Genomic DNA, 14,792 nt, shown 5'->3' on the forward strand with positions numbered 1-14,792 from the left:
ACGATGGACATCCGCCCTTGCAGCACATTGATAAACTGCGGCAGCTCATCCAGCGAGGTCCGGCGCAAGAAACGGCCCAACGACGTTACGCGCCGGTCGCCCTTTTGGGCTTGCTGCACAACGTCGCCGTCTTCGCTCACACTCATGCTGCGAAATTTCCAGACCTCGACGATTTGCCCGTCGAGCCCGTAGCGCTGTTGGCGGAACAGTACCGGCCCCGGAGAACTCAACTTGATCGCAATGGCCACGGCCAACAGCAGTGGACTGATCAACACCAAAATAAGGCTGGCGAGCACCAAATCTTCCAGGCGCTTGAGTGAACCGTCGATACCGAAGAAAGGCGTCTCGTAGATGCTGATCACGGGCTGCCCCCCGACCTGCACCCAACTGGCGTGCATGAGGTCGAAGATGAATGCGTGCGGCACCACATAGACTGAAACCGTCGTATCGGCCAGTGCGTTCACCAACTCGACGATGCGTTTTTCCGCATGCATCGGCAGCGTGATGTAGACATAGTCGAGCTTGCCGGCGCGAGCGTCGCGCAGCAGCATTTCGGTGTCGCCTATCAAAGACATGTCGCCCAGCGACAACCGGCTTATATGGCGGTCGTCATACACGCCGGCCACGCGCAAGCCCATCCAGGCAGTCAGGTTCAATCGCTCGGCCAAGCGCTGCGCGGCGGGGCCGGCCCCGACAAATGCCAGAACGCGCACATTGATGCCCCGCAAACTGTCCTTCCTGATGCGGCGGCGCAGGTTCCATCGGACGATGGCCATCACGCTCGGCACCATGCAAGCCCAGACGCCTAAAAGCAAGCGCGAATAAACGGCGGACTCCTTGAACAGGAACGCCATGCCCAAAAGCGCGCCCAACACGCCGCACCAAACCAGCCCGACCCGGACCAGCTCCATCCACAGTGGCTGCAAACGCCAAGAGCCGTACAGCTTCCCCACCTGAGAAAACAGTGTGAAAAACAACAGCGCCAAGGTGAGCAACAGCAGGTAATTGCCGTCCAGCGATTGCCTCATGATCCATGCCGCCAACGGCAGGCAGACAACCACGGCAAAGGTGTCGATAAATCGAACTTCGACGGCTAGGCCGGGCTCGCGGGAGTGAAATCCATCAGTGTCCATACCTTCCCCCCCTCGCCAAACCGGTCAAGAAGCTCCTGTAAAAAGTCGGCGCCATACTCGCTAAATCCAAGGGTAGTGCGGTCTGCGGTGGAAACGGATTGCGGAGAACCACAACTTTGATCCTTGGTAGATATGCCAGTGTAAGCATCGACGTGCCCGGGCGGATTATATCGATTTGCGTGTGGCAAACTTGACCATGCGTCTCAATTTTATAAAATTGATGGCTTAACAACGGTGCTCGAGGATTTTTTTTGATTGACTTGCATTTTGTCCGACTCGGTGCCGGATATCACGGGTAGCGCAATCCAATAATCGAAATCGGAAAATTTTTCCGACGACCCGATTGCGCATCTTTGGTTTCATTCATTTTTTATCGTAATAGTCTTTCCTCCGATATTCGATGCATATCAGCCGTGAGGCGTGCGCGGTGGTGCAGAGCGAGGTTATCTATTGACTATGGCGTTATTAATTGATGAGTCAAGTTTCACCTGACGCAGGGGCAATAAACTAGAAAGCCGTAGCATCTGTTCCACGTCATCGGGAGCACTCGGCCGGCTGAAAATTTCACCTTGCATTTCGTCACAATGGCACTGATGGAGATAATCGAGCTGCGCCTGCGTTTCAACACCTTTTGCAATTACCTTAAGCTTCAGGCTATGCGCCAGTGAGATAACCAAGGGTACGATTGCAGCATCGTTGACATCGCTCGTAATATCGCGGACAAACGACTGATCGATCTTCAACACATCGATAGGCAGACGCCTCAGGTGACTCAAACTGGAGCATCCGGTACCGAAATCGTCGACGGAGAGCCTCACGCCCACATCTTTCAATTGCTGCAAGACCACCACGCTCGATTCGACGCTGGGTATGACCATGCTGTCGGTCAGCTCAAGCTCAAGAAATTTCGCTTCAAGTTCAGTGTCTGCACCACCCGGTTCACTAGATTCTTTTCATTGAACTGGCGTGCCGTTAAATTAACGGACACGCTTATCTCCGGCAAGATTGCCCGTTGCCAAGTTTTGATCTGTGCACAAGCAGTGCGAAGAACCCACTCGCCGATGGGAACAATAAGTCCGGTTTCCTCCGCAAAGGGAATAAATTCGTTGGGCGAGATAACCGATCCTTCGTGTCTCCAACGAATCAAAGCTTCCACACCGACAATCTGGCCGGTGTACAAATCGACCTTCGATTGATAATGCAGAAAGAATTCACCGCAATTTAATGCGTTGCGCAATCGCGATTCCCTCGCGACGCGACGGCTGATTTGTCATTCGAATGGTCTATCACCAAGACGAACTCGTCGCCCCCCAGTCGCGCCACCGTATCGCCTTCGCGCACGCATGATTTAAGGCGTTGCGAAATCGCTTGCAGCAGCCGCTGACGATTTGCCAGACCGGTCAACACGTCATAGTTGGCGTGGTATTCCAACAAAGCCTCGTAATGCTTGCGCTCCGTGATGTCGACCGCAGCACTTGCGGGACACCGACGCCACGGGCTAGAAGGTATCGCATTGTCTTCGGGCGACTTTACCGTGCGTCCCAATCCGGAGAAAATAGCAACACCCGGCACCAATTTTTGCGACATGGTACCGTGAGACTGCATCGGCTCGGCCTTCGCCAAGGAATCTAACTCTGTGAATACGCTCGCAAGCTCCCCCAGTCACCGTAACACCGCTGCGGCACTCGTTGTCCCGAACCGGTTCAGCACGCATGGCCGGCCGACGGACCAACAAATGCTGGCATGGCGCGACCGGGTCGGCCATGTCGTCGATGTACTGCCTTCGAAGGCGCAAGTTGCGGGTGGGTTCAGCGGGTCCATCGATCGCTATACGGTGGGGAGTTTCGTCTTCACCGAAGCCCATACCGACTCGATGGTGCTTGAGCGGTCGGTCGCGAGAGTCTCCATGGACACGAGACGCGATTACGTCTTCCACGTCCCGGTGCTGGGGCAGATAGGACATGTGACAGGCGTGCACAAAAAACGCAGCGCTGCCGATGCGGTCCAGGGGATAGCCGCGTTCGACCTGAATCAGCCGTTTGCAGTCGATCGTCCTGCCTGTCAGTTGCTTAGCCTTTTCGTACCAAAATCGTTGGTTGAGTCGGATTTCCCGGATGCCGAAGGCATACACGGCCGTATCATCGAGCGCAACTCGCCGCTGACCCGCCTCGCCTTCGATCACATGGCCTCGCTCAGCCGCGACTTGCCGGCAATGCACTCGCACGACGCGACCAACGCATTGCACGTGGCGGCTCAGTTACTGGTTGCGACCTTCCAAAGACAGGTGCGCGTGAACGGCGAAGCGCGTGCGGCCATCCAAAGCGCCATCCTCGGGAAAATACGTCGATTCGTCGACGCCAATTTGCATCACAGCGCGCTTTCCCCTTCTAGCGTGGTGGACGCGCTGGGATTGAAGCGCGCTACGGTATATCGCTGGTTCGATCATGAGGGTGGACTGGGCGCTTACATCCGCAATCGTCGATTGCGGGAAGCCGCCGATGAACTGGTTCGGTTCCCGCAGCGGGCGATCACGGAAATCGCGTATGGACTAGGGTTCAAAAGTGCGTCGGATTTCACGCGCGCCTTCCGGCGCGCCTATGGCCTGAGTCCGCGGGACGCCCGTGTTCAAGCGTCCGAATTGCAGCGCTCCCGGCACTTGCCTACACCCCATGTCGCCAGCGAAACATCGCGAATCATTCAGATGCGCAGACCGCAGGAAATCGGCGCAATGCGAACAGGCTGATAGTTAGCGCCTGATGCAGCGTCGTGATCATAGCTCGCCACGGCTGGAAAACGCGGTTCAAATGCGGTTCAAGCGCGGTTCCCATGAGGTTGCCGCGAGCCAGCGAGCCATCATCCCTTCCCGCGCACGGAATCGATGAGATTGTTGCGCAGCCTGGCGACCGCTTTCTGCATTCTAGGAAACTCATCGGCCGCCAGGCCGCAAGCTTCCGTCAGATCCATGCTTAAACCCTTCTCCCGCAGACGCCGCCCGGTGTCCGTCAGGCTGACCAGCACCTGACGCTCATCCTCAGGGTCCCTCTGTCTGCGCAGATAACCAATCGCTTCCAGTTTCTTGAGGATAGGCGTGAGCGTATTGGATTCGAGAAACAGCTTCTCGCCCAGCCCGCTCACGGTCTGGTTGTCTTCCTCCCATAGCGCAATGATCGCGATGTATTGCGTATACGTGAGCCCGAGCTCGTCGAGGATCGGCTTGTAGGCCTTGCCGAAGGCAAGGTTGGCCGAGTAGACCGCAAAGCACAGGAAGTCGGCAAGCTTCAGCTCTGGCGGGTCTGCCGGTTTGGTTGGTTTGGTCGGTTTCATTTGCGCCCCTGTCAGGATAAGACTCCGGATGCGACCCAGGCAAAGACCCGCGTCTCGTGCCCCGATTATACATCGGATGCGATTTAATCGGTAGGGATTGACATTACGAAATCTTGGCGTATTATTCATCTCATCCGATTGAATCGGATCCGCTTTAAGAAAGATCGATAGCACGATTTGTGACTTTTTAAATTATTGGAGGTTTCACCATGAACAAGCATCTCATCGCCGCAGTGATCATCGCAGCCAGCGCCGTAGCCGCCGCTTCCGCCACTCCCGCTTTTGCCAGCAGCCGTTACGACAGCGCATCTCGCTACACCCCCGTTGCTGCCGTATCCGCGTCGCAACATGGCCAAAGTACTGAGGCCGCGCGTACGGAGAACACAAACGCGGGCACGCAGTCGGTTAGCAGCGTGGCGCAAACCCCGTCCTACGTTCTGGCATCCAATGACAACGATGCGCTGTACTCACATCACTAAGCCGGACCTGTCACGCAGTTGGCCTCCCGGTTTTTATCGGGCAGGCCACTGTGGCACGGGGTGCCGTTTATCGGCCAAGTAAGATATGGTATCCGAAGTATATTGATCGACTACCCGGCGCAAATTTCTTGCTACCTCAGCTACCGGGTCACTGTGAGAGCGCGGGTCGATTGCGCAAGCTGCCGGGAACTTGTGGCCGCGAGCGTTTTCTGTCACGGGTTCGTTGCGCATTGGGCATTGATCGATCGCTTTGTTGATCGCGGCGCGGGTTTCCGCCGCGGAGAAAACGCCTTATCGTGAGGGGTGCTGGTGCCACAGCGGGTGCAACGGTGGGTGCCACCGCGAGTGCCGGCCGCGGCGGCCACATTAGGCATCGCACCGCAACACCGCTATGACCTCACGGAACCGATCATGACTCTCACTGCAAGACAGCAGGCCATCAAGGACGACTTTATCCGGATCAGGAACAGCTGGGCTGCGCAATGGGAGAGCATTCTGCGGATGGACTGCGAGTTTCTGAATGCGTACCTGCGCCTGTCAGCCGTGCCCCTGAAACACAATCACCTGGCCGACAAGGTCAAGGAATTCATCTACATCGCGGTCAATGCGTCCTCTACCCACCTTTTCGCGCCCGGTATCCAAATGCATCTGAAGGCGGCGATCGAGTTTGGCGCTAGCCGAGAGGAATTGATGGAAGTTCTGGAACTGACCAGCACGGTGGGCATCCATGCATCGAATGTTGGTGTGCCTATCCTGCTCGAGGTTCTGAACGAAGAGGGGCTCGTCTCAACTTCGGCCGCGTCAGGTGAACGACATGAAGCGCTCAAACAGCGTTTCATCGAGGATCAAGGCTATTGGGACCCGTCGTGGGACGCCCTGCTGAGCGTCGACCCGGATTTTTTCGAGGCATACGCCAATTTTTCGGCTATTCCCTGGAACGCGGCCTATCTCGAGCCGAAGGTCAAGGAACTCGTGCTTTGTGCACTTGATGCTGCGGCCACCCATCTGTACAAGCCCGGCATAAAGACGCACATGCGTAATGCCATTCGTCATGGCGCGACGCAAGACGAAATCATGGAAGTGCTCGAGATCGTCAGTGTCATCGGGATTCACGGCGCGCTGATCGGCGTCCCCATGCTTGAGGAGAATTTCAGTGCACCGGCGCCTACGCCTACGCCGCGACCATAAGCGGTCCGGCCTCAGACCGGGCAATATCGACGAACGCCTGCATTGCGCTCGAAACGTAGGCATCGTGTCGTCGAATGAACAGCGTCTCGACTCGCCCTTTATCTGCAGCGAGCGCGTGGATCGTAACGAGATCCTGTTCCGCAGCACTCGATACGACGCCGCGTGGCAGTAGCGTGACGCCGATACCGGCAGACACGCACGCGATGATCGCGTCCAGCGAGCCAAATTCGAGCGGCACTGCAGTGAGTATCCCCATGTCGGCGAGCAGGGCCTCGAGCCGCTGTCGATATGAGCAACCGAATTGGAAGACTATCGTCTTGAGATCCTGGACCGATTTAAGCTGCTCCAACGAGCGCAGGGTGCGCGGTGTCACCAGAACCAGCTCTTCCTGGAAAACCGTCTCGGTGTGGAGCGCCGGATGATCCAGCGGCCCGGCTACGAACGCCCCGTCGAGTCGACACTCGGCCACATCCGCTGTCAGGCTGGAACTCGTGCCGGTGATCAGCGATAAGCGAACCTGAGGGTAGGTTCGCGCAAAATTACTTAGTATCGGAGAAAGGCGCAGCGCCACAGTGGTCTCGAGCGTTCCCAATGCGAGAGCGCCGCCAGGCAGACCATCGTCGAGCGCTGCGACCCTGGCATCCGCGACCAGTTTTGCGATGCGCGCCGCGTACGGCAGCATCCGTTGCCCCGCCGGGGTCAGACTTACACCGCGTACGTGCCGCTGAAAAAGCGCGACCCCGACTTCTCTTTCCAAAGACCGGATTCGTGCTGTCACGTTCGACTGGACAGTATGCAGCTCGGTAGCTGCCCGATTCATACTTCCATGACGGGCAACAGCTTCGAATACCTTGAGGTCTGCAACGTCCATGCTTTGCACCTCTATGAAATGACTGCCAGCTTCACTATGCCTGCGCGAGGCGCGAAACGGTAATAAGCGGCTCCTACCATGACGTTTCTATCCATCACAGCGCTAACCATTTATCGTACACCAAAGAGAAAGTGCACACTAGCCGGAAGCAGTTCTCACTACGCAACGGGAAGCTGGCCCATCAACTCTTTGCCGCAAGCGCCTATTTCACCACCATTCCCGTCAACCAGTAGGCCTGGCTGAGCGTAATTATGCCGGCGATCACAGCCAGTCCAATGCTGTGCTTCAGCGTGAAGCGGAACAGATCCGATTCTCTTCCGATCAGTCCGGTCGCCGCGCATGCGACGGCAATCGACTGCGGCGAGATCATCTTCCCGGCCACACCGCCCGTGGAGTTAGCCGCGACGAGCAGAATATCCGACACCCCGATCTGATGGGCCGTGGTTGCCTGCAATGCGGCGAACAGCGCGTTCGACGAGGTGTCCGAGCCGGTCAGGAATACACCGAGCCAGCCGAGCAGCGGCGCAAACAGCGGATACAACGAGCCGGTTTTCGCCAGCAGCAGCGCCATCGTTACCGACATGCCCGAGTAGTTCTCGACAAACGCGAACGCGAGGACGAGGCCGATCGACAGGATCGGGCGGCGCAGTTCCCTCAGCGTTTCGGCGAACGTGTCGAGCGCGGCTTTCGCGGGCATGCGCAGGAACACGATCGCGATGATCGCCGCGAGGAAGATGCCGGTGCCGGTCGCGCCGATCAGATCGAGCTTGAACACGACATCAAGCGGCGTGGGCGTCGCGACAACCGGCGCGCCACGGATGATCAGCCGGTCGATGAACGGCATGTGGAAAGACAGTGTCGTCGCCGCGAGCATTCCTTTCGCGCCGAACAATGCCTTGAAGCCACCGAGGCCCCACACCGTAATCGTCGCGGTGAGGAAAAGGAACGGCGACCAGGCCTTCACGATTCGACTCATCGGATAGGGGCTCGCCGTTGCTGCGCCGCCGAACCCACCCCCCATGCCGCCACCGAGAGCACCACCAGCAGAGAACGCTGCTGTGCCACCGCCGACGACAGCCACGGCGGGCGCGTAGGCTTTCTTCGGCTGCCACATCTTCAGGAACAACCCGAGCGAAACAAGACTCACGATAGACGATGCAACATCGGGAAGCTCAGGTCCGAGAAAGTTCGAGCTCAAATATTGCGTCAGTGCGAAGCTGCCTCCTGCGACCATCGCGGCCGGCCACGTCTCACGCAACCCTCGCTTGCCGTCCATGACGAACACGAGCCAGAACGGCAGGAACACGGACATGAGCGGCAACTGTCTGCCCGCCATGGCACCAATCGAGAATGGGGAGAGACCCGACACCTGGCCCGCGACGATCACGGGAATCCCGAGCGCACCGAATGCCACCGGCGCCGTGTCCGCGATCAGGCACAAGCCTGCTGCATAAAGCGGATTGAAGCCGAGCCCGACCAGCAACGCGGCAGTGATCGCGACGGGCGCGCCGAAGCCGGCCGCGCCTTCGAGGAATGCACCGAACGAGAAGCCGATCAGCAGCATCTGCAGGCGGCGATCGTCGGTCAGGCTGGTGATCGAACTGCGGATAATGTCGAACTGCCCCGAGCGCACCGCGACCTTGTAGACGAATACGGTCGCGATGATAATCCACGCGATCGGCCACATGCCATAGAGAAAACCGTAAGACGCCGATACCAACGCCATGCTCAGCGGCATATGAAATAGGGTTACCGCAACCAACAGCGACAGCGCGAGCGTCAATGCCGCTGCGACGTGCCCTTTGACCCTGAGCATCGCCAGACAGATGAAGAACAGAATAATCGGTGCGCTTGCCGCAAGCGCGGAAAAGCCAATGCTATCGAATGGCAGATAATTTTGATGCCACGCTTCCATGTCCACAATCTCCTTACTTTAGTTATTCAGACGTGGCGCGCGGGTGGTCATGCCCCCTCGCGTGCGCCACGTCTGCCGTGCGCGTTTGATCCATACCCTACATTTGTGCGCCTATCATCCAGGGCACGAATTCCTCGTTGCCCACGCCGAGCGCTTCGCTCTTGCTCATCTTTCCTGAAGCGACATCGACGATCATCTCGAAGATTTCACGGCCCTTTTGCTCCACAGTGGCGCTGCCGTCCATGATGTCGCCGCAGTTGATGTCCATATCGTCGAGCATGCGTGTGTACATGCGCGTATTGGTCGCGAGCTTGATCGAAGGCGCAGGCTTGGCGCCGAAGCACGAACCGCGTCCGGTCGTGAACAACACGAGATTGGCACCGCTTGCGATCTGCCCGGTTGCGCCCATGGGGTCATAGCCAGGCGCATCCATGAACACGAGGCCTTTCGTGTCCACCGGTTGCGCGTAGCGATAGACGCCCATCAGCGGCGTCGAGCCGCTCTTGGCCACCGCGCCCAGCGATTTTTCGAGGATCGTCGTCAATCCGCCGGCTTTGTTGCCCGGCGTGGGATTGTTGTCGATGCTGCCTTTTTCGCGCTCCGCATAGCTCTCCCACCAGTGAATGCGCTCGACGATCTTCTCGCCGACCTCCGGCGTGATCGCGCGGCGCGTCAACAGATGTTCGGCGCCATAGATCTCGGGCGTCTCGCTCAGTATCGCGGTGCCCCCGTGCTGCACGAGAAGATCGACGGCGGCGCCGAGCGCCGGATTGGCCGTGATGCCCGAATACCCATCCGATCCGCCGCATTGCAGCGCGATGCTCAGGTGCGACACCGGCAGCGGCTCGCGTACGGCGCGGTTCGCGACCGGCAGCATTTTCTCGATGGCAGCGATCGCGGCGTCGACCGTCTTCTGTGTGCCACCGTGATCCTGGATCACGAGCGGTATCATCATCTCCGAGGGTTCGACACCTTCAGCAACAAACATTGCGCCCATCTGGTTCGATTCGCAGCCCAGCCCGATAACCAGCACGCCGGCGAAATTCGGATGCCGAACGTAGCCGCCGATCGTGCGGCGCAACTGCTGAATACCGTCACCGTTGTGGTCGATGCAGCATCCAAAGCTGTGGGTGATAGGGACGATACCGTCGACGTTGGGCCAGGCGTCCAGGGCGCCGGGTGCCGAGAAGTGCTGCGTGACCAGCTTCGTCACCGTCGCGGAGCAGTTGACGGTGCTGACCACGCCCAGGTAGTTGCGCGTCGCAACGCGACCGTCGGCCCGGCGAAAGCCTTGAAACGTCAGCGCTTCGTGCGCGGGCGCGACGGCCTTCACGTCCTGGCCATAGGCGTAGTCACGCGCAAAGTCGCCCATCGAGAGGTTTTGCGTATGGACATGGGCGCCCGCCTCGATCGCCTGCGTGACGAATCCGATGATCTGGCCATAGCGCCGCACGGGGTCGCCAGCCTTCAGTGCGCGCAACGCCACCTTGTGCGCAGCAGGGATATCGTCGGTGACCAGCAAGTCGTCCAGTTCATGCAGCACGGTACCTGCAGCAATCGCGCCGCGCGCAATGGCAACGTCGTCGCTACGATGCAGTTTGATGACCAGTGAAGTAAAATCTGTCATGTTTTTCCTCCTCGATTGTGGGGTGCATGAGCGACGCGGTCGCTCATGCGCATCGGCTCTCATGCATAGTGGTTTCGTTCGGGAGGCGAAGCAAATCGGTCAGGCCAATTTTGGAAACAGCGCCATGGTATTTCACAGCCTTTCGTCCGGCGTACTCGAAAGGACCGTCCGGCAACTCGAAGAAAAAGTGCTCGAAGACAGTTGGAGCGCTTCGGCGCGCCTACCCGCGGAGCGGGCGCTGGCGGAATTGCTGAGCGTGTCGCGCTCGACTGTGCGCGAGGCGATCCAGCGGCTAGTCAGCAAGGGATTACTCGAAACGAAGCGCGGCAGCGGCGTGTACGTCGTGCAGAAACAGCCTGTGCGCTTAAGCGCACCGTGGCTGCAACTGGTGGCTGAAAACCCGCCATTGAGATCGGAGACGCTGGAATTTCGGCTGGTTTTCGAATGCGCGGCTGCGCGCTTCGCCGCACAGCGTTCGACGCCGGAAGAATTGGACAGGCTCAAGACGATACTGTTGAAAATGCGAAACGCGGTCACGGCGCAGGACGTCGATGCGGAAGCCGTCGTCGACGGCGAGTTTCATCTGGCGCTGACGGCCGCATCGCACAACCGAATGCTCGACCAGTTTTACGCAAGCGTCATTACGATGTTGCGCGAGCACATCGCGGCGAACACGTTCGATGCAACGGTCAACAACGCGAATGCCGCGCTTCAGTCGACGATGCGACTAAGCCAGCACGAATCCATCTATTTTGCGGTTCGAGACGGCAATCCCGATGCCGCGCAGCAGGCGATGTTCGCGCACATCGATTTTGTCGGGAAACAATTCGGATCTTGATTCTTGGCGCACGGGGCACCGATAAGCGGCGCCCCGCACTACGCAGCAATTACGCGTGAGCTTTCGCCTCATGCCTTTGCCGATACGACGAGTAGCCCAAAATTTCGTCCATTTCCCTGACGATATTCTCGACGATCGCCTTGGCCGGCAGCACATCGTGGATCAATGCAGCCGACTCGCCCGCAATCACGGCTGCGGTGTCGTACTGGTGATGTGCACGCGCTTCCATATACCGAGGATGCTCCACGTGCAGTTGCTGCAGTAGATCACGCTCACGTCCTAACCATTTTTCCGTAAAGTCGTTGCGCAGCACCCGGCCTGCATACGGTGCCGGCCACACGTTATCGCGTGCCATGTCGAACAGAATGCTGCGCACGGTCTCTTCACCGCCCTTGCACTCAACGATGCGCCGCTTGGCGTCGTCGTGGCCGATCGCTTCCTTGCTCGCGTAGAAGCGGGTTCCGAGAACGATGGCCGAAGCTCCTAGCGCGAGGGCCGCAGCAAAGCCCCGGCCATCCGCGATACCACCGGCGGCGGCAACCGGCACCTTTGCACCCACTGCATCGACAATCGCGGGGACTAGCGAGACGGTGCCGCAAGCGACCCCGTGCCCCCCGCCTTCGGTACCCTGGGCAACGATGAGATCGGCGCCGTAGTCCACGGCCTCGCGCGCCATCGCAACCGTTTGCACTTGGCAGATGGTGAGAATGCCGTGCTTCTTCGTCTTCGCGATGTGCTCACGTGCATCGCCAAACGAGAACATGATCGCGGCCGGCGAATGCTCGATGCAAACATCGAGCAGATGCGGTTGCCGCGACAGGCTCCACGTGATGAAACCCACGCCCACCCGAGTGCCCTGTGCCGCGGCGAACTGCTCGCGCAGCCACGCCTCATCTCCATAGCCACCTCCTAGGATCCCGAGGCCGCCCGCATTCGTGACCGCCGCGGCAAGCTTGCCGCCGGCCACCAGATCCATCGGTGCCAGCAGCACCGGATGACGGATACCCAGTTGCTTCGTAAATTGCTCGTACCGCTCAAACATACTCGTCTCCTATTCGTCGGGATAGTCGCCTATCCCGGTCCGTCAAGTTCAATGCCTGGCGGATCGGTTAAATAGCATTCCATGACGCAAGCCACGCAACCAACGACGCGCACTTAATCTGGCTAAATTCGTCTCGCTAAATTCGTCTCGCTAAATTCGCGTGGCTAAATCCACGTGGCTCAGGTCAGGTCACTCCGTTAATGTCACCCCGTTAGCTACTCTTCTTGAAGTCCTCCCCGTTGATACGACTGGAAATGCTGATGTTTTCGGCCGGATGTTCGTGCAGGATGACATTGATGATCTTGGGATCAGACCCGATCGCATCGTGCGTGACCTGGATGATGTCCCTGATGAGTTGTTCACGACGTTGATGCGTGAGACCTGTCTTGATGTGGCATTCGATGAAAGGCAAGGTGATCCTCCAATAATTTCTATTTGAGTCGACTAATGAGTTCTTTATCGTTTGCGGCGCCTTCCACGTACTCGGGAAGATGCTCGCCGTGTTCGACGAAGTTGATACCCCGTCCTTCGCGGAAGACGAGAAAGATGTCGTTCTTCGTTTCACCTGTTGCCGCGCTGACCACACGCAGCAGGCCGGCAGCAAGTTGCCGCTTCTGCTCGTCAGTCCGTCCGTACCGCATGTCGCAAGAAATCAGGGCCATGGTTATCTCCTAAGGACCTTTATCGGTTATTGAATGCCCGGATGTTTCGCCGGGAATCGGGGTGTTGGACTTACCTTCGCCAGGAGCTGCATCAACTCCGCAATCGAGTGTTCATCCAGTGTGGAGACCAGATCAATGATCTGGCCTCGAAGCGCTTCATCCGCGTATTGCTCGCTCAACCAATGGAATTTTTCGACCGTACGTTCCCACGTGAACGGATTTTCAAGGCCGCCTTCGAAACCGACGTGCTCCTTGGAGAACACACGGCCGTCCTTGCATTTGATCGTCACTCGGGTGTTCAACGCATGCGGGTACTGCGCGGAGAATCCAGCGTCCGGGCGTACCGTCACTTTCTTGAGCAGCGCCTGCGCGTCGGCGGCTTGCACTCGCTTGGGATCCAGTTGAGCAGGGCCCACTTCATCATCGATCAATGCCACTGCTATCAGATACTTGATGTTGTAGTCGGCCTGTTCCTTGGTTTGCGGATCGTCCTTCGGACCGAAGCTGCCGCCGCCCGCAATATCGAATCCACTCTGGAAGATGTCGCACACGACTTCTTCGACCTCATCGCTCTTCACACCATTCTTGCGCTTGAGTTCGAGCGTTGCCTCAAGCACAGGTTGACCGTGTATCAGCGAGCAGTACTTTTTCATGATCGTCTGGTGGATGACCTCCAGCCGCTGATCGTCCCAGTCCACGTCCAGCGGCTGATCGAACATACGCACCAGTCCGTTGGGTCCTTCGAACAGGCGCAGCGGGCCCGTGAAGCCGCGTTTCGCCAGAGACGCGGAATAGACCGCACGCATGCCCGTAATGCCGGGCGAGAACCCCTTCCACTGCGAGACCGGCTCGGAGTGCAGACACGTCAACGAGATGTTATCGACAGTCGCAATCGCGATGGCGTGAGCAATTTGATCGGCATCGAGGCCCAGCAATTTGCCCGACCCGGCAGCGGCCGATATCGCCAGTTGAATGGAATGATTGAACCCTTTCGCCATGACCGGGACAATCGCCGTGATGCGGCATCCGATCTCATAGGCCACGGCCAAGGCGAGCATGAAGTCCTCGCCGCTGGCATGCGCATGGTCGGCGGCGGCGAGTATCGTGCCGAAGTTGTCACTCGGGTGACAGAGGCCGCCTGGCGACATATAGCTGTCGAGCAGATCGACATAACGAACCAGGCTCGTGTTGTACAACGCAGCTTGGTCGGGCGAAGTGCTGCCGCCGCCGATCAACGAGCACGATCCGGTGCCGCGATATTCGTCGAATTGCTCACGCAGTGCTTTGAATGGCGTGCCCGGTAGCGCTGCGATCGCGCAGCCCAGACTATCGAGGATGTTACGTTTGAACACGGTCCGCGATTGCGGCGTTAAGTGAGCGGCACGCGCGTCGTGCGCGAACGTGCCAATACGTTGGGCGGTTGTAGGAGTACTCATTTGATGAAGCTCCTGAAATAAAATGCTCAATCGAAAAATTTGCAAATCGCGCAGAACGGTATGCACGCAGTATTCCCGCGGCATTCCCACTCACAGTTGAAGATTGACGTTTGTACAGTCCGACGACAACTTCATCGATACTCAAGCCCGTGATGCAGATTCGCACTGTTAAAAATGAATATCAAGCGAAGGTATTGCATAGGGTTATCTATCCACCAGATAACCAATCATCCGTCACGTAAAGTTCTACTAAACGAATAGCGAAAACAGCGCGCCT

Annotated in this window: 16 protein-coding genes; 4 read left to right on the forward strand and 12 right to left on the reverse strand. The window is 58.2% G+C overall.

Features of this window, described 5'->3' with window-relative positions; all coding sequences use genetic code 11:
* The 4 genes from GSQ77_RS15575 to GSQ77_RS15590 all read right to left on the reverse strand — a co-directional run.
* Nucleotides 1-1,133, reverse strand: a 1,133-nt coding sequence (locus GSQ77_RS15575; RefSeq protein WP_158903637.1) for an exopolysaccharide biosynthesis polyprenyl glycosylphosphotransferase, incomplete at its 3' end; no start/stop codon positions are given.
* Between the two features lie 443 nt (nt 1,134-1,576).
* The gene (locus GSQ77_RS15580) at nt 1,577-2,011 is read right to left on the reverse strand and encodes an EAL domain-containing protein (protein WP_158903638.1); all 435 of its coding nucleotides are present in this window, start codon (nt 2,009-2,011) and stop codon (nt 1,577-1,579) included.
* 8 nt (nt 2,012-2,019) lie between these two features.
* Entirely contained in the window at nt 2,020-2,370 is a 351-nt protein-coding gene (locus GSQ77_RS15585; protein WP_158903639.1) for an EAL domain-containing protein, read from the reverse strand.
* Entirely contained in the window at nt 2,355-2,720 is a 366-nt protein-coding gene (locus tag GSQ77_RS15590) for a diguanylate cyclase (protein ID WP_158903640.1), read from the reverse strand. The genes GSQ77_RS15585 and GSQ77_RS15590 overlap by 16 nt, the downstream gene beginning before the upstream one ends.
* A 49-nt stretch (nt 2,721-2,769) precedes the next feature.
* Here GSQ77_RS15590 and GSQ77_RS15595 point away from each other — a divergent pair, with 49 nt between their 5' ends.
* Nucleotides 2,770-3,876 carry a helix-turn-helix domain-containing protein gene (locus GSQ77_RS15595; RefSeq protein WP_254067644.1) on the forward strand — a complete coding sequence of 369 codons (1,107 nt, stop codon included), beginning with the start codon at nt 2,770-2,772 and terminating at the stop codon, nt 3,874-3,876.
* Between the two features lie 110 nt (nt 3,877-3,986).
* Here the strand turns inward: GSQ77_RS15595 and GSQ77_RS15600 are convergent, their stop codons facing one another.
* Nucleotides 3,987-4,457, reverse strand: a complete 471-nt coding sequence (locus GSQ77_RS15600; protein ID WP_158903641.1) for a MarR family winged helix-turn-helix transcriptional regulator — start codon at nt 4,455-4,457, stop codon at nt 3,987-3,989.
* 209 nt (nt 4,458-4,666) lie between these two features.
* On the opposite strand from GSQ77_RS15600, the gene GSQ77_RS15605 reads away from it, so the two are divergent.
* Nucleotides 4,667-4,936 carry a hypothetical protein gene (locus GSQ77_RS15605; protein WP_158903642.1) on the forward strand — a complete coding sequence of 90 codons (270 nt, stop codon included), beginning with the start codon at nt 4,667-4,669 and terminating at the stop codon, nt 4,934-4,936.
* Nucleotides 4,937-5,347: 411 nt separating this feature from the next.
* Complete coding sequence (locus tag GSQ77_RS15610; RefSeq protein ID WP_158903643.1) at nt 5,348-6,124, forward strand: carboxymuconolactone decarboxylase family protein; 777 nt, start codon at nt 5,348-5,350, stop codon at nt 6,122-6,124.
* On the opposite strand, the gene GSQ77_RS15615 is transcribed toward GSQ77_RS15610, so the two are convergent.
* From GSQ77_RS15615 to GSQ77_RS15625, 3 genes are all read right to left on the reverse strand, one after another.
* Complete coding sequence (locus tag GSQ77_RS15615) at nt 6,108-6,995, reverse strand: LysR family transcriptional regulator (RefSeq protein ID WP_158903644.1); 888 nt, start codon at nt 6,993-6,995, stop codon at nt 6,108-6,110. The two genes, GSQ77_RS15610 and GSQ77_RS15615, sit on opposite strands and share 17 nt — an antisense overlap.
* A gap of 202 nt (nt 6,996-7,197) precedes the next feature.
* Nucleotides 7,198-8,910: a lactate permease LctP family transporter gene (locus GSQ77_RS15620; protein WP_158903645.1), complete on the reverse strand. Its 1,713-nt coding sequence runs from the start codon at nt 8,908-8,910 to the stop codon at nt 7,198-7,200.
* Between the two features lie 97 nt (nt 8,911-9,007).
* Entirely contained in the window at nt 9,008-10,537 is a 1,530-nt protein-coding gene (locus GSQ77_RS15625) for a UxaA family hydrolase (protein ID WP_158903646.1), read from the reverse strand.
* A 124-nt stretch (nt 10,538-10,661) separates the two neighbouring features.
* On the opposite strand from GSQ77_RS15625, the gene GSQ77_RS15630 reads away from it, so the two are divergent.
* The gene (locus GSQ77_RS15630) at nt 10,662-11,375 is read left to right on the forward strand and encodes a FadR/GntR family transcriptional regulator (protein ID WP_158903647.1); all 714 of its coding nucleotides are present in this window, start codon (nt 10,662-10,664) and stop codon (nt 11,373-11,375) included.
* A 49-nt stretch (nt 11,376-11,424) separates the two neighbouring features.
* On the opposite strand, the gene GSQ77_RS15635 is transcribed toward GSQ77_RS15630, so the two are convergent.
* The 4 genes from GSQ77_RS15635 to GSQ77_RS15650 all read right to left on the reverse strand — a co-directional run bounded on the left by GSQ77_RS15635 (nt 11,425) and on the right by GSQ77_RS15650 (nt 14,515).
* On the reverse strand, nt 11,425-12,417 hold the full coding sequence (locus tag GSQ77_RS15635; RefSeq protein ID WP_158903648.1) for a nitronate monooxygenase family protein: 993 nt from the start codon (nt 12,415-12,417) through the stop codon (nt 11,425-11,427).
* Nucleotides 12,418-12,628: 211 nt separating this feature from the next.
* Nucleotides 12,629-12,829 (reverse strand): tautomerase family protein, encoded by a 201-nt coding sequence (locus GSQ77_RS15640; RefSeq protein WP_158903649.1) that lies wholly within the window; start codon nt 12,827-12,829, stop codon nt 12,629-12,631.
* Nucleotides 12,830-12,848: 19 nt separating this feature from the next.
* Nucleotides 12,849-13,079 (reverse strand): tautomerase family protein, encoded by a 231-nt coding sequence (locus GSQ77_RS15645; protein ID WP_158903650.1) that lies wholly within the window; start codon nt 13,077-13,079, stop codon nt 12,849-12,851.
* Nucleotides 13,080-13,105: 26 nt separating this feature from the next.
* A complete protein-coding gene (locus GSQ77_RS15650) occupies nt 13,106-14,515 on the reverse strand; it encodes an MmgE/PrpD family protein (protein ID WP_158903651.1) in 1,410 nt (469 codons plus the stop codon).
* Nucleotides 14,516-14,792: the final 277 nt, after the last annotated feature.

Source organism: Burkholderia sp. L27(2015) (genome assembly GCF_009765705.1).
In the GTDB taxonomy this organism is placed as follows: Bacteria; Pseudomonadota; Gammaproteobacteria; order Burkholderiales; family Burkholderiaceae; genus LMUX01.